Annotated in this window: 18 protein-coding genes; 3 read left to right on the plus strand and 15 right to left on the minus strand. The window is 46.0% G+C overall.

Annotated features, from left to right (window positions below; all coding sequences use genetic code 11):
* Entirely contained in the window at nucleotides 1-489 is a 489-nt protein-coding gene (rimP, locus tag ACPW7J_RS09200; RefSeq protein WP_161875084.1) for a ribosome maturation factor RimP, read from the minus strand.
* Nucleotides 490-661: 172 nt separating this feature from the next.
* A complete protein-coding gene (locus ACPW7J_RS09205) occupies nucleotides 662-1,528 on the minus strand; it encodes a LysR family transcriptional regulator (protein ID WP_425755058.1) in 867 nt (288 codons plus the stop codon).
* Nucleotides 1,529-1,681: 153 nt separating this feature from the next.
* Between ACPW7J_RS09205 and ACPW7J_RS09210 the strand changes: the two genes are divergently transcribed.
* Complete coding sequence (locus ACPW7J_RS09210; RefSeq protein WP_425755059.1) at nucleotides 1,682-2,872, plus strand: pyridoxal phosphate-dependent aminotransferase; 1,191 nt, start codon at nucleotides 1,682-1,684, stop codon at nucleotides 2,870-2,872.
* A gap of 305 nt (nucleotides 2,873-3,177) precedes the next feature.
* Here ACPW7J_RS09210 and ACPW7J_RS09215 read toward each other — a convergent pair whose 3' ends face one another.
* From ACPW7J_RS09215 to pyrH, 9 genes are all read right to left on the minus strand, one after another.
* The gene (locus tag ACPW7J_RS09215; protein ID WP_425755060.1) at nucleotides 3,178-4,563 is read right to left on the minus strand and encodes an aminopeptidase; all 1,386 of its coding nucleotides are present in this window, start codon (nucleotides 4,561-4,563) and stop codon (nucleotides 3,178-3,180) included.
* A gap of 312 nt (nucleotides 4,564-4,875) precedes the next feature.
* On the minus strand, nucleotides 4,876-8,709 hold the full coding sequence (locus ACPW7J_RS09220) for a PolC-type DNA polymerase III (protein ID WP_425755061.1): 3,834 nt from the start codon (nucleotides 8,707-8,709) through the stop codon (nucleotides 4,876-4,878).
* Entirely contained in the window at nucleotides 8,690-9,748 is a 1,059-nt protein-coding gene (ispG, locus tag ACPW7J_RS09225; RefSeq protein ID WP_425755062.1) for a flavodoxin-dependent (E)-4-hydroxy-3-methylbut-2-enyl-diphosphate synthase, read from the minus strand. The genes ACPW7J_RS09220 and ispG overlap by 20 nt, the downstream gene beginning before the upstream one ends.
* Nucleotides 9,745-10,740, minus strand: coding sequence for an RIP metalloprotease RseP (rseP, locus tag ACPW7J_RS09230; RefSeq protein ID WP_425755063.1), 996 nt, complete (start codon nucleotides 10,738-10,740; stop codon nucleotides 9,745-9,747). Before rseP ends, ispG begins: the two co-directional genes overlap by 4 nt.
* The gene (locus tag ACPW7J_RS09235; protein ID WP_161875077.1) at nucleotides 10,741-11,871 is read right to left on the minus strand and encodes a 1-deoxy-D-xylulose-5-phosphate reductoisomerase; all 1,131 of its coding nucleotides are present in this window, start codon (nucleotides 11,869-11,871) and stop codon (nucleotides 10,741-10,743) included.
* 18 nt (nucleotides 11,872-11,889) lie between these two features.
* Entirely contained in the window at nucleotides 11,890-12,678 is a 789-nt protein-coding gene (locus tag ACPW7J_RS09240) for a phosphatidate cytidylyltransferase (protein ID WP_161875076.1), read from the minus strand.
* A 3-nt stretch (nucleotides 12,679-12,681) separates the two neighbouring features.
* Entirely contained in the window at nucleotides 12,682-13,428 is a 747-nt protein-coding gene (locus ACPW7J_RS09245; RefSeq protein ID WP_424959712.1) for an isoprenyl transferase, read from the minus strand.
* Nucleotides 13,429-13,493: 65 nt separating this feature from the next.
* Entirely contained in the window at nucleotides 13,494-14,048 is a 555-nt protein-coding gene (gene frr, locus ACPW7J_RS09250; RefSeq protein WP_425755064.1) for a ribosome recycling factor, read from the minus strand.
* Between the two features lie 10 nt (nucleotides 14,049-14,058).
* A complete protein-coding gene (gene pyrH / locus ACPW7J_RS09255; RefSeq protein WP_161875114.1) occupies nucleotides 14,059-14,766 on the minus strand; it encodes a UMP kinase in 708 nt (235 codons plus the stop codon).
* A 247-nt stretch (nucleotides 14,767-15,013) separates the two neighbouring features.
* Between pyrH and ACPW7J_RS09260 the strand changes: the two genes are divergently transcribed.
* Complete coding sequence (locus ACPW7J_RS09260; protein ID WP_425755065.1) at nucleotides 15,014-15,307, plus strand: helix-turn-helix domain-containing protein; 294 nt, start codon at nucleotides 15,014-15,016, stop codon at nucleotides 15,305-15,307.
* A 237-nt stretch (nucleotides 15,308-15,544) separates the two neighbouring features.
* On the opposite strand, the gene ACPW7J_RS09265 is transcribed toward ACPW7J_RS09260, so the two are convergent.
* From ACPW7J_RS09265 to ACPW7J_RS09280, 4 genes are all read right to left on the minus strand, one after another.
* Entirely contained in the window at nucleotides 15,545-16,276 is a 732-nt protein-coding gene (locus ACPW7J_RS09265; protein WP_161875073.1) for a LytR/AlgR family response regulator transcription factor, read from the minus strand.
* A 266-nt stretch (nucleotides 16,277-16,542) separates the two neighbouring features.
* Nucleotides 16,543-17,451 (minus strand): thioredoxin-disulfide reductase, encoded by a 909-nt coding sequence (gene trxB / locus ACPW7J_RS09270; protein WP_425755066.1) that lies wholly within the window; start codon nucleotides 17,449-17,451, stop codon nucleotides 16,543-16,545.
* 1 nt (nucleotide 17,452) lies between these two features.
* Nucleotides 17,453-18,307 carry an NAD(+) diphosphatase gene (gene nudC, locus ACPW7J_RS09275; RefSeq protein WP_425755067.1) on the minus strand — a complete coding sequence of 285 codons (855 nt, stop codon included), beginning with the start codon at nucleotides 18,305-18,307 and terminating at the stop codon, nucleotides 17,453-17,455.
* A 104-nt stretch (nucleotides 18,308-18,411) separates the two neighbouring features.
* The gene (locus ACPW7J_RS09280; protein WP_425755068.1) at nucleotides 18,412-19,593 is read right to left on the minus strand and encodes a helix-turn-helix domain-containing protein; all 1,182 of its coding nucleotides are present in this window, start codon (nucleotides 19,591-19,593) and stop codon (nucleotides 18,412-18,414) included.
* 324 nt (nucleotides 19,594-19,917) lie between these two features.
* Here ACPW7J_RS09280 and ACPW7J_RS09285 point away from each other — a divergent pair, with 324 nt between their 5' ends.
* Complete coding sequence (locus ACPW7J_RS09285) at nucleotides 19,918-22,461, plus strand: heavy metal translocating P-type ATPase (protein WP_425755069.1); 2,544 nt, start codon at nucleotides 19,918-19,920, stop codon at nucleotides 22,459-22,461.
* Nucleotides 22,462-22,527: the final 66 nt, after the last annotated feature.

The raw sequence follows: 22,527 nt of genomic DNA on the forward strand, positions 1-22,527 counted from the left end.
TTAGAAAACCACTGCCAGATTTGTTTTTGCAACCTGGTCCAGTGGGAACATCATCTCTTGTCCGTCTTCAGTTTTAATTACGACGCTGCCGTCCGCGATACCCTGCAGGATACCCTCGAAAACCTTTTGCCCGTCAACGCCTTTATACAGTTTCACCTCTACCAGTCTTCCCTTATACTTTTCATAATGACGTTCTGTCACAAGCTGCCGGTCCATACCGGGTGAGGAAACTTCCAGATAGTAATTCTGCTCGATAGGATCCAGTCTGTCGAGTTCTTCACTCAGATAATGACTAACCTTCTCACAGTCGTCGGTACTTACATAGCAGTCCTGACCGTCCTCTGCCTGTCGCAGCGTATCGATGTAGACCCTCAGAAACCAGTCTCTGCCTTCCTTAACAAATTCCACGTTATACAGCTCCAGCTCATTTTCAGCCAGAAACTTTTCCGAGATCTCACCGATCAATTCTGTTATCTTTCTCTTTGCCATAACCGCCTTTCCGGCCAACCTTCTACTTTTTCCAAGCACAAATTGGCCCAAACAAAACTGAAAGAGTGGGTTTTGCCCACTCTTCTGCCTTCTCATCTAATAAATCGTGCACCATTATCATACCACATTCATATAACAGTGTCAAACAATTTCTCAAATTTCCCAACTCCGGCTAATCGTTTTGAAACCACTGTTTCAAAAATTTGATAAACAATTTCATCCCCGGAGACATATCTTTTGACTTTCCATGAATGATGCCAATACGTCTGGTACACGGCATGTCTAATGGAACCGCCTTTATATCAGCCCGGCTGCTGTCCAGTACCAGCTTCGGAATCAAACTGACGCCCAGCCCTTTGGATACCATAGATATAACGCTTGCGTCGTCTACGCGGGTATTCTGCTTCTTTGGATGAACATCGTATTCATCCAACAGCTCCTGGATATCATAATCCTCTCCGCAAGTCGCCGATATGTATGATTCGTCTTCAAATCGTTTGATCGGAAATACCTCGTTTTCACCAATAGGATAATCCGGCGGCAGACAGGCAAAAAACTCGTCCGTCATCAAAGGCTCAAAGTCACGGCGATTCAGGATATTGCAGGTAATACAGAGATCCACTCTTCCCTGATCAAACCACTTATAAATGCTGAAGTCACCCTCTTTCAGTTCAAAGGCATACTCCGGATGCTGTTTCTGAAAAGCTGAGATCACATCAGGAAGCCACGTACGAATGACGCTGGCAACCGCTGCCAGACGAATGACAGAATTATTTTGCTGCCGAATCAGTTCTGCTTCTCGAATAATTTTTTCATTGGCGCTGACCAAATTCTCAAAAAGCGGAAGAAGCCGCTGTCCTTCCTCCGTCAGGCGAATACCAAACTTACCGCGGACTAACAGCGTAATACCCAGTTCAGTCTCTAAGGACTTCATCATATGCGTCAGTCCTGCCTGTGTATAGCCCAATTGTCCGGCTGTTGTCAACAAACTGCCGTTTTCTACGGCCTTTAATAATACATCGATTTTATTAGTGTCCATTATACTCCTCGCAAGTATTAAAAACTTTTATATATGTATAATAATAAACTATTTTTCATATGTCAAGGATTTGTAGTAAAATATATGTAGAAAATATTGTCGTTACGTAAATTTGTTGCCGCTTTTAATGAGAAACATTTAGGAGGAATGAGAATGTTTAATCAAACCATGTACGAACTGGGAAGCCAACCTTCCATTATCCGCGAATTGTTCGCCTATGGCCTGCAGCAGGCAAAGATCGTAGGATCGGAAAACGTTTTTGACTACACCTTGGGAAATCCAAGTATTCCTGCGCCTGCAAAAGTTCAGCAGTCCATCAAAGATATTTTGGACGATACGGATTCCATTAAAGTTCACGGCTATTCTATGGCCGGCGGTTTCGACGAAACCCGTGAAGCCATCGCAGCTAATCTGAACAAGCGGTTCGGTACTGATATCAAAGCATCTAACCTGTTTGTAACCTGTGGTGCTGCTCCTGGTCTGATTTCTGTAATCAAAGCTCTTGCAGTCGACGCACAGGCAGAAATTATGGCAGTTGCTCCTTTCTTCCCTGAGTACCGTCCATTCGTTAACAAAAATGGAGCTAATCTGGTAGTAGTTCCTGCTGACAGAGAACACTTCCAGATCGACCTGGCAAAAGTTGAAGAACTGATCACTACGCATACGCAGGCTATCATCATCAACTCGCCAAACAACCCTTCCGGTGTTGTATATACAAAAGAAACTTTGGAAGCGCTGGCCGCTCTGCTGACTAAAAAAGGTGAAGAATTCGGTCACCCGATCTACATCATCGCAGATGAACCTTACAGAGAACTGGTATATGGAGGCGTTGAAGTTACCTTCATCCCAACTGTATATAAGAATACCATTATTTGCTATTCCTGGTCCAAGAGCTTATCTCTCCCAGGCGAACGTATCGGTTATGTATGTGTACCTGACCAGTGCGATAATGCCGGCGAACTGTTCAATGCTATTGCTGGCGCTGCCCGTGCTAACGGTCACGTTTGTGCGCCGACTCTGCCGCAGATGGTAATTCAGCGCTGTGTTGATGAAATGCCAGACTTGAAGGCTTATGATGAGAACCGCACCCTTCTGTACGATTCCCTGACTAAGATGGGTTACAGATGCGCGAAACCGGATGGAGCGTTCTATCTGTTCGTAGAAGTTCCGAACGGTGACGGTATGGCATTCTGCGAAAAGGCTAAGCTTGACCACAACCTGTTAGTAGTTCCAGGCGAAGGCTTTGACTGCCCAGGTTATATGCGCCTGTCCTATTGCGTATCCAATGACATGATTAGGAGAAGCTTACCAGCATTTGAAAAAATGATGGAAGCATACAAATAAACCCCTATAAAACTTTAAGCTTTATCGTAAAAAGGATGTCTTCTTTCGGGACATCCTTTTTGCATGACATGATTCAACCTGTTGCAGACGTAAGCCTCATATCAGGGCCGGGTCGCAGAAGTTCTTTCTTTTTTCCAAACTACAAAAGGCCGCCCTGCATCACAGCGGCAGATGGGCAGCCTTTCTGGTTATATTATGTAGTCACAATTTCTCACGCCGAAATCTCAGCATTACTAAAGAATGTCCTGACGGAATTTCTTTGTTAAAAGCTCTAATATCATGCCGGATAGCAACTTTAAGAGTAACTACTGCATATCCTTCAGGAACGCTTTATAGCATCTGACGGCTTCGTAAATGTCCGCTTTGCTGGCGGCTTCCATCGGCGCGTGCATACACAGCAGCGCAAGGCCGCAGTCTATAACTTCCATTCCGTAATTAGCAAGAATCCACGCGATAGTTCCGCCGCCGCCTGCATCCACTCTGCCCAGCTCTGAAGTCTGGAACATCACATGATTATCTGCCATTATCTTTCTAATAGCCGCCATGTATTCGGCATTAGCGTCGCTGGAGCTTCCTTTTCCGCCGGAACCGGTGTATTTACAGAAGACAGGTCCCTTGCCAAAATAAGCGGTATTCTTCGTTTCAAATACGTCGGCGTACAACGGATCGAAGGCTGCGTCCACATCGGAAGACAGCATCTTTGAGGATGCAAGACATCTGCGTACTGCCAAGTCCGTTCCATGTCCGCACAGAGCCAATACCTCTGCCGTCATGTTCTCGAAGAAACGAGATTGCATACCGCTGGCGCCGTAGCTGCCGATTTCTTCTTTATCTACCAGAATACAGCAGGAAGTCCGCTTCGGCGTTTCTTCCATTTCAAGCATAGCCAGCAAAGAAGTAAACGCACAGATTCTGTCATCGTGGCCATAGCCTAAAATCATACTGCGGTCTATGCCTAAATCTCTCGCCTTGCCTGCAGGCACGATCTCCAGCTCTGCTGACAGGAAGTCTTCTTCTTCAATCTGATATGTATCTGCAATCAATTTCATCACGCCGGCCTTTACCGCGTCCTTCTCTGCGTCAGGAAGCGGCTTACTTCCGATGAGAAGATCCAAATTTTCTCCCTCGATAACTTCTCCTGCCTTCTTCTCCATCTGTTTTCTGGACAGATGAACCAGAATATCCGTAATAGTAAATACCGGATCCTTCTCGTCCTCACCGATACAGATGTTAACCTTGCTGCCGTCCTTTCTGACGATAACGCCGTGAAGGGCTAAAGGAATCGTCACCCACTGATACTTTTTGATACCGCCGTAGTAATGGGTATCTAAATAGGCAAAACCGCCGCTCTCATAGAGAGGCACCTGCTTGATATCAATACGAGGCGAGTCAATATGCGCGCCCAGAATGTTCATTCCCTTCGTCAAATCTTCCTCACCTATATGATAGAGAACGATTGTTTTATCGTTATAAGCAGCATAAACCTTATCTCCCGGTCTGAGGGTCCGGCCTTCCTCTATAGCCTTTTCCAAAGCCACATAGCCCTTCTCCTCTGCCATAGTCACCGACAGAGCGACACATTCCCGTTCCGTCTTTCCCTGATCAAGACAATCCTTATACCAGTCTGTTACACGTTCCAATTGCGCCAGATCCTCCGGCGTATACATTTCCCACAAAGTTTTTTCGTTCATTTTACACAAAAATCCTTTCTAAACCAGTTTCTGCTTTTTATTATATCACAAAAATAAGGTATCGTACAGAAGAATTCTTCATCTGCCTGTTTCTTCATACCAAAAGACCCCGTCACAGGACGAGGCCTTCTGGCTGCGATATTAATTAAGAAAGAACGTTCAAAAGAAATTATTGTGTAACCCTATCTCCTTTTGACAAGCTTAGTATAACAATTTTTTGTGAAGAATATGTTAAGAAATTTTATTTCTTTGGTGTACATTCTAATCATGAAAACGTCATACTCGCTGACAGGCCCGCGCTTATCTCTTTCTCTAAAACAGAGACATCTGGTCTGTCTCCGGCAGTCCTTCAAATACGCCGTGCGCGCGTAAAGCCTCCACAGCAGTACGATTCAATTTGGAACGGCTGACTGCCTCCTCAATCGTATCAAAAGGCCGCTCCGCATAAGCGTCCGCAAATCCCTTAGCAGCAGTATCTCCTACCCCATCCAGAGCCACAAACGGGAGCAATACCTTGCCTTCATCCGCCCAGAATTTCAACGCGTGAGATTTGCCCAAACGAGCCGGTGCGAATTCATAGCCTCTGCTGTACATCTCATACGCTACTTCCAACACCAGAACATCACCCTGCTCCTTCGCCGTAGCATTATTTCCCATAGCGTTGATTTCTTCTATCCTGTCCAAACAAGCTTGCGCGCCCCTGAGAATCGTATCCGCGTCAAAATTCGATACCACACTGGTAAAATGCGTGGCGTAAAATTCTACCGGATAATACACCTTATACCAGGCCATTCTGAAGGACATCATCACATATGCCACCGCGTGCGCACGCGGAAACATGTACTGAATCTTAATGCATGAATCGATATACCAATCTGGAACACCGTGCTCCTTCATGACAGCCAGCTGTTCTTCCTTCAAAGGTCTGTTCTTACGCACATCCTCCATGATCTGGAAGGAGGTCTTATTCTCAATCCCCTTCAAAATCAGATAGTTCATGATGTCGTCACGGGTGGAAATAACTTCTCTCATAGTTGCTGTCCCGCTTCTGATATAATCCTGCGCGTTGTTCAGCCACACATCTGTGCCGTGAGAAAAGCCGGAAATACGCACCAGATCAGCAAACTTATCCGGTTTCGTATCGTCAAGCATCTGCCTTACGAATCCAGTTCCAAACTCCGGTATCGCATAAGAGCCATGGGTATACTTATATTCCGGATTCTTGATATCCAACGCTTCAATACCGTTAAAAATAGACAGCACTTTCCTATCTGTCAGGTCTGCCTGCATTGGGTCGATACCAGTCATATCCTGCAGCTGCCTGATCATCGACGGAATATTATGTCCCAAAATATCCAGCTTCAATAAATTTTCATCGATTTTATGATAGTCAAAATGGGTTGTTATGATATCGCTTTTTACATCGTTAGCTGGATGCTGAACCGGACAAAATTCGTAAATCTCATGATCATCCGGTACGATAATAATGCCTCCGGGATGCTGCCCCGTAGTTCTTTTAACCCCGGTACACCCCTGTGTCAGACGATATGCTTCAAACTTGTTAATCTGCCGGTGAAACTCGTCTGCAAACTTCATGACATAGCCATACGCTGTTTTATCGGCGACCGTACCTACTGTGCCCGCTTTAAACACGTTCTTTTCGCCAAAAATTTCTCCCACGTATTTATGTGCAGTTGCCTGATACTCTCCGGCAAAATTCAAGTCGATATCAGGCTCTTTGTCCCCATTAAATCCAAGGAAGGTTGCAAAAGGAATCGTATATCCATCTCTATGCATAGGCGTACCGCACACCGGACAATCCTTTTCCGGCATATCGATACCGCAGTCATAAAGCTGCATATCACCCCAAATCAGCTTTTTACAGTTAGGACAGATATAGTGTGGATCGAGAGGATTTACCTCTGTAATGCCTGCCATAGTCGCTGCAAAGGAAGATCCTACAGAGCCTCTCGACCCTACCAGATAGCCGTCTTCCATAGACTTATGCACCAACATCTGCGCGGATACATACATGACGGCGTATCCGTTGCCGATAATAGAATTTAGTTCCGTTTCCAGACGCTGTCCAATTTCCGGCGGCAAAGGGTTGCCGTATATGCTGTATGCTTTTTGCATACAGGTTTCTCGCAGCGTTTCCTCGGCGCCATTGATTTTTGGCGGGAATTTTCCCTTAGGCACTGGTAAAATACTGTCGTCAATCATATCAGCTATCTTATTCGTGTTCTCAATTACAACCCTGTAAGCAGTTTCTTCACCCAGATAACTGAATTCTTCCATCATCTCATCCGTCGTACGCATGTAAAGGCCCTGACCATTTTCCGCATCCTTAAAGCCCATGCCCGCCATCAAAATGTTTCTGTAGATGGCTGATTCCGGCTCGTCATAATGAGCGTCTGTTGTAGCCACTACCGGCTTACCCAGCTTATCCGCCAGAGCGATGATTTTCCTGTTATGCTCTCTCAGTTCTTCCCGTCCGCTGACCATTCCCTGATCGATCATAAATTGGTTATTGATAAGCGGCTGTATCTCCAGATAATCGTAAAACTCCGCTATTTTTTCAATTTCTTCCTGTTTTTTTCCCCCGGCTACCGCTCTGTATACCTCGCCGGCCTCACAGGCAGAGCCGATAATCAAACCCTCTCGGTGCGCTGCAATCACAGATTTAGGCAGCCGCGGCCGCTTATAGAAGTAGTCTAAATGTGAGTAGGACACCAGCTTATAGATATTTTTCAGACCTTCCTGTGTACGTGCCAGCAAAATAATATGATTCGTCGGCTTTTTCTTAAAATCGATTGTATCGTCTTCATTGTGACAATCGCTGTCATCGAAAACATAGCCTTCCATACCGTAGATAATCTTTATATGAACGGGATTTTCTTTATCCCCGGCCAGTTTCTTTGCCGTTTTTGCCGCGTCAGGAAAGCTTTGTACCACCCCGTGGTCTGTAATAGCGACAGCCGGCTGCCCCCATGCCGCCGCTGTTTTGACCAAATTAGCAACCTCGTTAAGACCGTCCATAGCGCTCATCTTGGTATGCGCGTGCAGTTCCACACGTTTTCCGCCCTGATACGTATCCTGTCGGCGCTTCATCTTTCCTTTGTTAATATCACGCAGCATCACGACCAAACAGTTATCGTAGCGATCCCATTCTGTCTCACCGCGTACTTTTATGTAGTCTCCGTTTTTTAACAGACTGTCGATTTCTTCCCATTTCTCGTTGGAACAAAAAGTCTTCAGGCAAACGCTGGTCTTCTTGTCTGTAATTAATAGCGTGACCAGCTTTTTCTCATTTTTGATGGCCCGCGCATCCTTTTTAAACAGAATACCTTCCACAATTACTACGCCGGATTCCGGCTTTAGGCTGGATAGGGATACCGATTCCCCCATGATATCCTTCCCCATAATTCGGTTGCCCTCTGCAGGCGTTTCCTTTTCACGCCTGCGAAAACCTCCTTTCGAACCGCCTGCAAATCCGGCATTTCCTCCAAAGGCTCCGCCTGTGCTTCCCCCCTTGCTGTCGGTTGCCGGCCTTATGCCGTTTTTCGGTTTAGCTGCCGCCTTTTTCATGTCCTCAGCCAGCGACGCTTTGATATCTGCCGCTTCAGAAGCGCGCCAGTCCTCTGCCGCTTCAGAATAACTCTGCTCGTCATTTTTAAAAATCACCTGCGTATGTATGGAAAAATACTCCGCCAAAAGGCTTGCGAACTGACGCGCCACTTTCTCATTCAGCTGCTCTGTCGCCAACCTTCCAAGGGCAAAGAGTTCTAGTCTCTCATCACTATAATTCCACTTGTCCATCTGAATGGATTTCGTTATTGCCGCGTATTTTCCATTGATAATGCCCACCATATGCGGTATGAATAAGGGTATAATCTGCTGCGGAGTTAAATCCACATTCTCATACACACATTGAAAATGAACGTCTTTTAATTCTGGAAAATGATGAAGCAGAATACCCCGGATTTTTTCCAAATCCAAATAAGGAATTATAAAATTAAGCCGGAGCGCAATTGTCAAAACTCCGGTCTCTTTCCCTATAACAGCCTCTGTCAGTTCATATTGCAGCTGAGATCGGTCTCCTCCCACAGTATCCCAGCTGATATTCTTATCGAATAATTCTCTCATGTTCTTCCATCACTTTCATCAATTGGTCGATCAGTTCTTCTTCCGGCACAGTTAACAGCAGCTGTCCCTTCGCAAAAATGACGCCTTTACCCTGACCGCCTGCAATACCGTAATCTGCCTCTCTGGCTTCCCCCGGCCCGTTGACTGCACATCCCATAATCGCGACAGTCAATCCATGTCTGATATCAGCGTCAGCCAAACGCCGCTCCGCTTCCTCAGCCAGTCCCTGCAGATCCACCTTTGTTCTGCCGCAGGTCGGACAGGAAATCAAATTCACTTTCGGATAACGCAAGCCTGCCGCTTCAAGAATCTGTATGCCGTACCGTACTTCCTCTACAGGATCAGCCGTAAGAGATACACGCAGCGTATCACCGATACCTTCCATCAAAAGCGCGCCGATACCCACGGCAGACTTCACTTTGCCTCTCTGCACTGTACCAGCTTCTGTAATGCCAATATGAATCGGATGGGTTGTTTTCGCCGCCACAATTCGATGCGCCTGACAGTTCATACGCACATCCGAGGATTTTAGTGACACAGCTAGGTCATCAAAATCCATATCCTCGATCAGGGCAAGGCTTCTCAAAGCGCTTTCCGCCAAACCTTCCGCGGTGACACCGCCGTTCTTTTCCAGAATATCTTTCTCTAAGGAACCGGAATTAACGCCTACGCGAATAGGAATCTGATGCGCTTTAGCCGCTTCCACTACCTGACGCACCTTTTCCCTGCTTCCAATATTACCGGGATTGATACGGATTTTGTCCGCGCCGTTTTCAATTGCGGCAATAGCCAAACGATGGTCAAAATGAATATCGGCTACCAGAGGCATCTCCGTTTTTCGCCGCACACGCCCTAGAGTACGCGCGGCTTCCATATCGGGAATCGCAATCCGCACAATATCGCATCCGACCGCCGCAAGCTCCCCGATCTGTCTCAAAAGGGCTTCCTCGTCATGGGAATCCACATTCGTCATGGACTGGACAGTAATAGGAGCTCCGCCGCCGATCGCTTTTTTTCCGCAATATATCTGTTTCGTCATGTCAACAACCTCGTAATATCGTTCCAGGTAACAAAAATCATGAGTGCAAAGAGCAGCATCATTCCAATTCCGTGAATACTGCTTTCTAATTTATCCGAAATCATTCTGCCCGTAAGCTTTCTGATGATTACGAACAAAATTCTGCCGCCATCCAAAGCCGGAAGCGGAAGCAAATTGATAATAGCCAGATTCAGGCTCATCAGCGCCAGCAGGTTTACAAAATATGTGACGCCGTATTTGCTCGTCTCTCCCGCCATAGAGACGATGCCTACCGGGCCGGCGATCTCATCAGAAGAAACCTGACCTGTGACCAGCATCCTCAAAGAATCGAACATAAGACCTGTCATGCGCCAGGTCAGCTTCGCGCCGTTTTCAACCGCGGTGAACACGTTATGACTTATTTTAGGCATAATGCCAATTACATATCGCCCTTCAGCATTCTTCTCAGGCGCAGCCTGCAAGGTCAAAACACTACCGTCTCTCTCAATTTCAATCGTTCGTGTTCCGCTACCCTCTCCCATGGCTGCCGTAATATCATTCCAGGTTTCAATCTTTTTTCCATCAATAGAAAGGATCTCATCCCCTTCTCGCAGACCCGCGGAAAAAGCCGGACTGTCAGGCTGAATCTCGTCCAGCGTCGTAGTTACGCTGCCAACCACACCCACAAGAATAGACAGAGCCAGCACCGCGATCAGTATATTCACACCCGAACCAGCAAAGAGCACAGCCAGCTTTGCCCATACGGGTTTATTGTTAAAAGATCCTTTTCCGCCTGTATCCTCATTTTCTCCTTCCATAGCGCAATAACCGCCAATAGGAATCAATCGAATAGAGTACAGTGTATCGCCCTTCTGGCGCTGTAAAAGAGCCGGGCCCATACCAAAAGCAAACTCGTTCACTGTTACTCCGACAGATTTCGCTACCACAAAATGTCCCAGCTCATGAGGAAAAATCATCAGAGCAAACAGTATAACCGCATAAATAATCGTCATTTAAAATACCTCTCCGCGTATTCGCCTGTCGACTTCGAGAATATCGTCAAGCGTTAAATTATATGTAGGGTTATGCGCATCTAGTATTCTTTCTAAGCTCCTCTCAATATCCATAAAGCCAATTTTTCCAGTCAAAAATCTATCCACCAATACTTCATTGGCGGCATTCAATACAACCGGATAGCTGCCTCCCGCTTCCGCGGCCTCATAAGCCAGACGAATACATCCGAAAACCGAATCATCTGGCTCCTCAAATGTCAAATTGGCGGCGTCTTTAAATAAATCCAGGCCTCTTTGACGGCACTCCAATCTGTCTGGGTATCCCAAAGCCACGCTGATCGGAATCCGCATATCCGGCAATCCCAGTTGTGCGATAATAGAAGTATCCGCAAATTCTACAGCCGAATGCACAATGCTCTGTGGATGCACTAAAATTTGTATATCCTTCAGAGGGACGCCGAAAAGCCACTTTGCTTCGATCACTTCAAGTCCTTTGTTCATCATAGTAGCGGAATCTATCGTAATCTTCTTTCCCATGGACCACTTAGGATGACGCAGGGCCTGTTCCAAAGTCACTCGTTCTAGCTGCTCTCTGGTATAACCGCGAAACGGGCCTCCCGAAGCCGTCAACAAAATGCGTTTGATCTTCTTACCTCGGTTACCCTCCAGACATTGAAAAATCGCGCTGTGTTCACTATCCACCGGAAGCAGGCTGATATTTAACCGGCAAGCCATTTCCATGACAAGCGCGCCGCCTGCCACCAGAGTTTCCTTATTTGCCAAAGCTATGTCCTTGCCTGCTTCGATGGCTCTACACGTCGGAACGAGTCCCCGCATGCCCATCAGCGCATTGAGTACCATATCGCAATCACACGTAGCAACGGCGATCAGTCCTTCTTCTCCCCACAGGAATTCTGTATCCGGATGCTCCTTAGAAAGAGCCAGAGCGTCCTCCTGACGTTCTACAGAAACCAATTCGGGACGAAATTTTTTAATCTGTTTCGACAAAAGTTTCGTATTTCTACCGCATGCTAAGGCTATGACAGAAAACCGGTCAGAATGATCCGCCACAACGTCCAACGTCTGCGTACCAATAGAACCGGTACTGCCCAAAATTGCAAGTTTCTTCATTTAACCCCTTCTTCTCCTTTAGCTCTGTAATACTAAAACGATATAATAGTATACCGCGGGAGCGGTAAAAAGAACGCTGTCAAAGCGATCTAATATGCCGCCGTGACCCGGAATCAGATTTCCGTAATCCTTAATCCCCATCTTTCGTTTCAGAGCAGATGCCGAAAGATCTCCACACTGCGACAGCACCGCGCCGATCAATCCGATTATCATGCAATGGGTAAATAACAAAGGCTCTACGAAATAGCCAAAAATACCACAGCAAATGATACTGCCCAACGTGCCGCCAACAGCGCCCTCAATAGTCTTTTTGGGGCTCAGCTTCGGACAGAGCTTATGTTTTCCCAAAAAATACCCTGTAAAATATGCAAAGATATCAGTACAAAAAGCAGATAACAGCACCAGCCAGATCAGAACAGAATATTCTTCTGTTTGATCTACCAAAACCACGTGATAAGAGAAAAATACCACGTACACGATACTCAGCATGGTTGCCATAGCGTCCTCAAGCTTTCTTTCCTCAATGTTAAAGAGGTAAAGTAAGCTAGCTATCACTCCCGCTGCCAACCACGCCATAATATATTCATGATGCTGCGGCCATAAGCCGTTTATCAAATATAAGGCGATTAACGCGCCAAAAGCTATTTTTTCTGATGGGTGGATGTTTAAGGCGCGAAATCCCCCGCTTAACTCTCTGATACCCATAAAGCCCACAAAGATGCACATAGCTGCCAGCCAGTAACTGCCAAGATAAACTAAAACCAGCAGCGGCACCATGCAAAGCCCGGAAATGATTCTCGTTTTCATTGTCTATTTCCTTCCTCCGAAGCGCCGGTCACGCTTCTGATAATTTTCAATTAGCCTCTCATACTCCTCTGGCGTGAAATCCGGCCAGAGGCAATCAGTAAATTCAAATTCACTGTACGCACTCTGCCACAGCATGAAATTAGACAGGCGTTCCTCTCCGCTAGTCCTGATAATCAGATCGGGATCCGGAATATTACCGTTTTCATCACCCGTATATAAATATCGTGCAAAGACAGTCTCATCTACTGGCGTCTCAGGTAAAAGAACGCCGGAAGCCTGATCTTCTCTGATTCGGTTAACCGCTCTGATAATTTCCGCCCTGCTGCCATAGTTCAAAGCTATATTAAATTGAAGTCCCGTATTCTCTCTGGTCGTTTTAAGCGATTTTTCAAGTCTTTCCACCGCAATCGCAGGCAGAGGAGAATAGTCTCCGAGAATACGCACCTTCACATTGTTCTCGTGCAATTCCGAAAGTTCGCTGTCTACATATTTTACCAGAAGCTTAAAAATACCTCCTACTTCTTCCTTGGAACGTTTCCAATTTTCTGTGGAAAAAGCGTAAACAGTCAAATATTTTACTCCCAATACATCAGACCGCTTGACGATCTCTTTCATAGCCAGCATTCCCGCATTGTGTCCCGCCAACTTAGGGAGACCCTTTTTTGAAGCCCATCTGCCATTTCCATCCATGATGATAGCTACATGAGCCGGAATTCGATTTTTGTCAATCATAGTTTCCTCGTAAATCATATACCGGGGCTTCCCCATATGCCTGCGCATGGAGAAGCCCCCGGTCAATGTCGTATGAATAATGTTTATACTTCCAAGATTTCCTTATCCTTTGCCGCGATGATATCATCGATATCCTTCACTGCCTTTTCAACGGTCTTCTGTACGCTGTCCAATTCCTTTTTCAGATCATCCTCTGTCAGTTCGCCATCCTTTTCCTGCTTCTTCAAAGTGTCGTTGGCCTCTCTCCTCAGATTTCTGATAGCAACCTTAGCGTCCTCTCCCATTTTCTTAGTAGTCTTAGTCAGTTCTTTTCTTCTTTCCTCTGTCAGCTGCGGAATAGCCAGTCTGATGCACTTTCCGTCATTGGATGGCGTAATACCGATACCTGCTACGTTAATCGCTTTCTCGATGTCCACAATAGACTTCGGGTCAAAAGGCGTGATCATCAGGGTTCTCGGATCAGGCACTGAAATGTTTGACAGGTTTTTCAGCGGCGTCGGCGTTCCATAATAGTCTACAGCCACCTTATCCAGCAGCGCCGGATTTGCTCTCCCTGCTCTAACGGTATTCAGGTCGTCCTTCAGGACTAAAATGCTTTTCGCAATTCTTTCTTCTAAACTCTTGTTTGATTGGCTCATGTTGTTCCTCCTATTTGATTATCGTACCAATTTTTTCGCCATATACCGCTCGAAGTACATTTCCCTCCTCAGAAATGCCAAAGACGTGAATGGCTATGTTGTTATCTTTACAAAGGGTCGCCGCGGTCAAATCCATGACTTTCAAATCTTTCTCCAGAACTTCCCGATGTGTTAATTCATCGAATTTAACCGCATCAGGATTGGTCTGCGGGTCGTCTGAATAAACCGCGTCAACATTCTTGGCAAGCAATATTACGTCTGCGTCTATTTCTACCGCTCTCAGGGCGGCGGCTGTATCCGTGGAGAAGAATGGATTGCCTGTGCCGGCTCCAAAAATAACCACATCCTGATGAGACAGCTCGCTGATCGCCTTACGTCTGGCATAAGGTTCCGCAATCTCTCTCATTTCTATAGCGGTCTGAACTCTGGCTTTAACACCTGCGGCCAATAAAGCATCCTGCAGAGCAAGAGAATTCATAACCGTAGCAAGCATTCCCATATAGTCCGCCGTAGCGCGATCCATGTCCTTACTGGTTCTTCCGCGCCAGAAGTTTCCGCCGCCTACGACGATAGCGACCTCCACCCCCAGATCGTGAATCTCTTTCACCTGTCTCGCCACATTCTGCGTCATTTCTTCGTTAATGCCAAATCTGCCGCTTCCTGCAAGAGCTTCACCGCTGATCTTCAAAAGGACTCTCTTATATTTTGGTTCCATTATCTTCTCCTTATTAACTTATTTTATCCTATTCCGCCATAAGCCGCAAGCTCCGTCCGCGCCCTTCGGCCTACCAATAGTCGTGTGTAAATATTATATCATAGTTCTTTTATCTTTGAAATAGTTTTTACCTTCACAGCGAATTATAAAATAAATCAGTTTTTTGTACTTAGGGAGTATTGCCCTATTTTTACACGGAAAATCTGCCATAATAAAGACAATATTATTTGAAAGAAAGGAGGACTAGGCGATGCCGGCAAAGAAGGAAATCAAAAAGCTTTTATCTGTCACTGATAATCGTTTAAAAGAACTTCGTGAACAAAAGGGCTTCACACAACTGAATGTTCAAATGGAAACCGGCATTGACCAGTCTGATTATTCAAAATTGGAACGAGGCCTGCGTAAGCCTACTTATAATCAAGCGGCTCTGCTGTCGCATTTGTTCGATACCAGTATAGACTATATCTACGGATTCACGCTTGACCCTCGTCCTTATCCCCGCATCGAAAGGCCGGAAGATGACGAGCCCGCCGACAAAAAATAAACGGATAAAATAAATCAACTGTGCGACAGTTCCATTTCTTCTTATAAAATGTAATGTCCAGCACAGTTATATAAAAATTGCAATAATTGATTTTAATAATAGCAAATTGTTTTTTCATTCAAATCGCCGATTCAGAAATTTTACTTATTTTTATGATAAAATCTTTCTTCTTCATCTGTAACGGGGCGCTGCAGCAGCGCCCCTCTGTATTGATTATTACAACTAAATTTGATTTCGTCAAAAGGTTTTCCTGCAATCGTACTCCTTACCTGCAAAATCTGTAAACCTCTGGCGCACCTGTTTAACATATGTACGGCTGATCGGTATCTTTCTGTCATCCCACAGAATAAAAAAGTCCTTACCCATATATTTCACACGGTATAAATTGACAATAAAGCTATAGTGGCAGCGCACGAACCACCCCTTCAACTGTTCTTCTACATCCTCAAACTTTCCGTAAAAGCTGCATTGAACGCCCTGAACAGTCCTTACAGCAATTTTTCGTTTATCCTTTTCCAGAGAATAAATCTCATCGAGGGGAATCACGAAGTCGCCGCTTTTATTATGTATACACAGGCACTCCTCTTTTACCCTTTCTAAACGATTCGCCGCCTTTTCCACCGCTTTGCTTAAAGCTTCTGCACTCACCGGCTTTCTGAGAAAATAGACATGCTCTACATCATACACACTCTCTGAATAGATGTCGCAATCTGACAAAAAGATAATTTGACAGCCTGGCCGCAGCTGATTCAGCTGCGCAGCCAATTCTATGCCGTTTTCTTCCGCCAAATGGATGTTCATCATTACCAAAGAAGGCTTTATCCGCTCATCTGCAATCTCATCCAAAAGCTCATGACCACTATTAAATTCTCGAATCCGATACATCTGCGATAAATGCAGCGCTTCTATTTTTTCTGCAAGCTGCCTCGCGTCTGCCGGATTATCATCACAAATAGCAATATCCCACATGCTTTCATCCTCCCATTCTTTCTCCAATCTCCCTGAGAGAAAAATGTAATAAATCCAAAGTCCTACTGGCTCATTTATATCTTAACCTATTTTTTAATTTTAAGATATAAAACAACCTAATGTATTCTAACATGTATTGTCTTCTTTATCCTATTGGAGTAAAAAACAACATCTCAAATGTAACAAAAAACAGCAAAAATCGACAAAAATCGACATGCGTCATAAAGTTCTACACACACATCGATTTTTACTTTGCATCTGTGCCATCACAGTCCGTTCATGTATTCAATAGCAGCCAACGCAGCCACTGCTCCATCAGCGGCCGCAGTTGCCAGCTGACGAACCTTCTTTGTCCGGCAGTCACCCGCTGTAAAAATGCCCGGACGCTCCGTCATACACGATTCATCTGCTTTGATATAGCCGCTCTGATCTAATGCCGCCACATTCTCAAATGCCTTATTATCCGGTATCTGCCCGATCGCCACGAACACCCCGGACACTTCAATCTGCCGTTCCTCTCCCGTTTTGACATTGCGGACACGAAGACCGGTTACTCTATGTTCCCCCATGAGTTCCTCAGGAACAGTATCCAGAAGAATCACAACGTTATCCTTGGACAGCAATCTCTTTACGTTAGCTGTATCTCCACGAAAGGTATCTCTGCGATGAATCAAATACACTTTATTTGCAATGCCAGCGAGAACCTCTGCATCTTCCAGCGCCGTATTTCCGCCGCCAATAACCGCTACATCCTTATTTCGAAAAAAAGCGCCGTCACAGGTGGCACAGTAAGATATACCTGCGCCTGTAAGCTGCTCCTCCCTCTCCAAACCTAAGGGACGATTCTTTGCTCCCGTGGCAAAGATAACAGTTTTCGCCTCATATTGCCCGTTCTGCGTTTTGACCACCTTTTTCCTGCCCTCGTCGATTACTTGAACAGCCTTCTCAAATACTAGCTCTGCCCCCAATTCCGTCGCCTGTTCGTACATCTGTGAAGCCAATTGAAACCCGGAAACCGACTTGATTCCAGGATAGTTTTCCACCTCAGGCGTATTGATAATCTGGCCTCCGTATCCCTTCTCATCCAGGATCAACGTCTTTTTTCCGCCTCTCTGTCCATATACTGCTGCTGATAAGCCCGCAGGGCCTGCTCCTATTATAATCATATCATACATTTTATCTTTCCCCTCTCTGAAATACTGCCATCATTTCTCTTGTCAAGCTGAAACCGTCGTCTTCTTCCGGCATCTCACTACGGTGAAACCATTCTGCTGTAGAAAGTTCTTCCTCATCCATGGTAATGCCGTCGCTTCCGTCCAGCTCACAGAAAAAGCCCAACAGCAAATTGCTGTCTGTTCCCCACGGCTGACTCTTGTAATAAGTAATGTTTTTTACCTTTAATCCTACTTCTTCCATGACCTCTCTCGCCACGGTTTCCTCTGCCGTTTCTCCGATTTCCGTAAATCCCGCGATCAACGCGTATCGCTTGTAAGCTCTCCCATTATAGCGGGTCAGCAAAATCCTGTCGCCGTCCGTCAAAGCTACAATAACCGCCGGCGCGATTTTGGGATAAATTATGTTGCCGCATTCCGGACAGCAAAGCGCCCGCTCTCTCACACCATGCTTTACAGGGCGCCCGCAGCGTCCGCAATACTGATTATCTCTGTACCACTGATAAAGATGATATGCCGTAGCAGCAGCAAAAGCCAGTTCCTTAATTTCCAGCCGGCGGAAATTTCTCACACTTTCAAATGAGAAACCCTCCGGAATTTGTAAATCCTCATGGCTGACGCCCTTTGATAAAGCGCTGCCGACGGGCGCCTCCAAAAAGAATCGTTTCTCTCCTATAGAGAATACATACTGTGCCTCAGGGCAGCCTAATTCCCCTGCTTCAGGCAGCAAAAGCCGTCCTTCCGGCAAAGCCTTTACTAATATTTTATCGTTATCGAAACGAAAGATCCTATCTTCCGGGTTTGGTATACGCTGCGCATATGCATTGTTCAATTTCTTGTCTCCTAAATCCTGTATCATATTTCACCTCGTAGTATTCTCATTTAAGAATATTTTACCACATTTTTTCGGATTCAAGCAGAGAAAAAGCGAAGCGCGTCGGCTTCGCCTTGTAATTATCAGGTTTACAGATGAATCTGCACGATATGACAGACGCTGAATTCGCTCTCATGAGGCTGTTTTCCGAGAAGATAAAGATAGCGATGCCAGCCGTCCGAATACTGATTTCCCAGCTTTTTCATGGCAGGAGTGTACGTTTCTTTGACGAGGACTTCACAAATCCTGTAATCATAAAGCTCCTGATAGGCGATCTCCTTGCCCATATCATGCCGCTGCTCATCTGTCAACTCGCCCAGCGTCTTGGTGTGAATGGATTTCATGTAACTACTTTGCCGATATGCGTCCTGAAGACCGGTATCCGATTTTTGCTTCAGTTGACGCTGGAAATCCTTTACAATCAATTCTTCAGCCTTGCTCTCCGGCTGGCATGCCAGCGTCAAAATCCTGTCTTTATACTGATACTGCAGCTTTCCGTCATACTGATATCCTCCCTCTTTTTCGGCCTGATAATCTGCTATAAGGCTCCAAAGCTGTTCAAAAAGTTCCGCTGCGTCATCGCCCATATAACAGGTTCCGCCGTCCTGATCAAAATATCCTTTCGAATTGACAGATACAATATCTCCGATATAGATAAATCCTGTCTGTTCCGCTCCCTCTGCATTTGGAAGCGATTTTACTTCCTTCATACCAGTAGTCCCTTTTGCCAGCAAATTTTTGATGGCGTCCTGGATGATCTCGTCTTCTGGCTGATTCAGCTCCAGATGAATATTTTCGTCACCTGGTTGCCCGGATTCCAGCTCGACATAAGTAAAAAAATAGTTCCCGCTTGTCAGATCCGTAGGCTCGTTCGCGGTCTGATAAACGCCAACACAGCTCCTTATACCGCCAATGCAAAATATGACAAGACATATGGCCAAAGGAATAATATACAGCCTGTGTCTGCGTTCTTTCAATCGAAGGTAGAACTGAAGTCCTTTGATAAAAGATTCCTCTGCCGCTTCGCCGGATAACGCCGTTTCCGTCTGGCGCTGACCATCCAGCAGCTCCAGTACAGTGATGTCCAGGATTTTCGCCAAAGGCTTCAGTATGGATACGTCGGGAAAGCTTTTACCGGTTTCCCATTTGGAAACAGCTCTGTCAGTGATACCGAGCAGTTCAGCCAACTGAGCCTGGGTCAACCCCTTCTCTATTCTCAATTCCTGAATAAACGCGCCTGTCTTTTCATAGTCTATTGTTCCGTGATCCATTTCGCAATCCTCCTTCTGGATTCCATCATATCATCCATAGCCGTTGAACGCAACCGACTGATAGTTGGGAAGACCGCTGCAAATCAAAATCTCGCTGACAGGCGATCAACCGGCAGTTGGAAAGGCGCAGGCGTCTGGCGATTTCTGAGATCTGAGCTTTTCTCCATAAAGCTATCGATTTTTCTTAATTACTAAATTTTCTATGAAAATGTTTTTAAAAAAAATGCTTTTACCCTATTGACAAGCGCTCCAATATATGTTTAAATCATCATATGAACAGTTATTCATACATAAATTTGTTTTAGATACAGCAGGAGGCACGAAATGAAAGATATACTATTAAATATGCAAGCAGAACCTTTCTTGCACCAGCATGATGATCACTGCGGCTGTGGTCATGACCATCACGACCACGATCATGAACACGAGCAACATCATCACGACGACGCGCTCTGTGATTGCGGCTGCGTTCATGACCATCACGACCACGATCATGAACATAGCCATAGCGATACGATTGGCGGTAAAAACATCTATATTCTGGAGAATCTAGGCTGCGCCCACTGCGCTTCCAAGATGGAAGACGCCATCAACCATCTGGACGGTGTTTCTGAGGCAACCATCACCTACGCTACCAAACAGCTACGCGTTACGGCTGATAATCCAGACGCCCTGCTGCCGCAGATCCAGAAAATCTGCGCTTCCATAGAATCCGAAGTCAAGGTTGTTCCCAGATCAAAGATCATTCCGTCTGGCTTTATCACAAAGACATACATCCTGGAAAATCTGGGCTGCGCTCATTGCGCTTCTAAGATGGAAGATGCTATCAGCCATTTGGATGGCGTCGCCGAAGCCTCTATCACCTATGCCACTAAACAGCTTCGGATCACGGCAAAGGATCCGGATCAGTATCTGGACGAAGTCCGCAGAATCTGTACATCCATAGAGTCCGAGGTGACTGTTTCACCAAAGGACGTGCAGAAAATCAAGGAGAATACAACATCTGAAGTTAAAACAAGCTTAAAAAAAGAAAAGCTAGAACTGGCGACCCTGATCGTAGGCGCAATACTCTTTATCTGCGGCTTTGCCATGCATCACATGAGTCTTTACGAAACCGCCTCAACAATCATACTGATCGCGGCCTATGTCTTACTAGGTGGAAAGGTTCTGATCAACGCCGTAAAAAATATCTCTCACGGACAAATCTTTGATGAGAACTTTCTCATGGGTCTGGCAACCCTGGGAGCATTCGCCATACAAGAGTACCCTGAAGCCGTAGGCGTCATGTTGTTCTATCGTATCGGTGAATATTTCGAAGACAGCGCAGTAGAAAGAAGCCGCAGCCAAATCATGAATGCTGTAGATATGCGGCCGGAAATCGTTACACTGGTTAAAACAGACGGTGAAACAACGGTAATTGCTGCAGAAAACGCCAAGCCTGGCGATATTCTACTTATTCATCCCGGAGACAGAATTCCTCTGGACGGTATTATTGCCGAAGGCGAAAGCCGTTTGGATACATCTCCTATCACAGGAGAGCCTGTACCTATAGCAGTCTCAGTTGGAGACGAAGCCACTTCAGGATGCGTTAACACCTCCGGTCAACTGCTGCTTCGTGTCACAAAGCCTCTGTCTGAATCTATGGTCACCAGAATTATAGATTCCGTAGAGAACGCCGCTGCCAGCAAACCAAAGATTGACCGGTTCATCACCAGGTTTTCTCGAATCTACACGCCGTGTGTGGTTTTAGCGGCCATCGTCATCGCTGTTGTTCCGTCTCTGTTCATCGGTAACTGGAACTACTGGATCTATACCGCGCTTACCTTCCTGGTCATGAGCTGTCCCTGCGCTTTAGTTCTCAGCGTCCCTTTAGCCTTTTTCTCTGGTATAGGCGCCGGCTCTAAACGCGGCATCCTTTTCAAAGGAGGCCTGTCTATGGAAGCCCTAAAAGATATCAAAGCAATTATCATGGATAAAACCGGAACGATTACAGAAGGAAATTTCCAACTGCAGGCGATTATACCTTCCGGTCAATTTCCGCAGGACGAATTGCTGACTGTCTGCGCAAGCTGTGAACAGCGCTCCACACATCCTATCGCAGCGAGCATTACCGCTGCCGCGCGATCAAAAGGTCTCGCATTGGAAGTTCCACAGGAGCTATCAGAAATTCCCGGCCACGGCATCGTTGCTACCACTTCCCATGGACAGATTCTGTGCGGAAATAAAAAGCTAATGGAGCAGCACAGCGTTTCCGTAGATCAAGTACCCGAAAAAGAGTTCGGCGCGGAGGTTTTTGTCGCCATCAACGGCGTATACGCTGGTATGCTAATGGTATCTGATACTATCAAGGCTGACGCCAAATCTGCTGTCAGCCGCCTAAAATCACTCAATTTGCATACAGTTATGCTGACAGGCGATTCTCAGGAAAACGCAGAAGCGGTAGCGAAAGAAACAGGTATAGATGAGGTTTATGGAAAACTGCTGCCGCAGGATAAACTTTCTATGCTCGCTAAGGTACGTGAAAGCTATGGCAAAGTAATGTTTATCGGCGACGGTATCAACGATGCTCCTGTATTAGCAGGCGCTGACGTTGGCGCTGCCATGGGCAGTGGCGCCGACGCCGCTATCGAAGCCGCCGACGCTGTCTTCATGACACCAAACGTCCAGTCCATTCCAGACTCTATCACCATCGCAAAGCAAACAGGCCGTATTGCTATGCAAAATGTCGTGTTCGCTCTGACGATTAAGGCGATCGTTATGATATTAGGTGTAGCCGGTTTTGCCAATATGTGGCTGGCTGTCTTCGCGGACAGCGGCGTCGCAATGCTGTGCGTATTAAACTCTATTCGTATTCTATACAAGAAATGATTTGACCAAAAGGGGTTTTTCAGATAAAATATATGTATAAGTCTGCTGACAGTGGACAGGAGCGCG

It is taken from the genome of Ihubacter sp. rT4E-8, assembly GCF_049852125.1.
Taxonomy (GTDB): domain Bacteria; phylum Bacillota; class Clostridia; order Peptostreptococcales; family Anaerovoracaceae; genus Senimuribacter.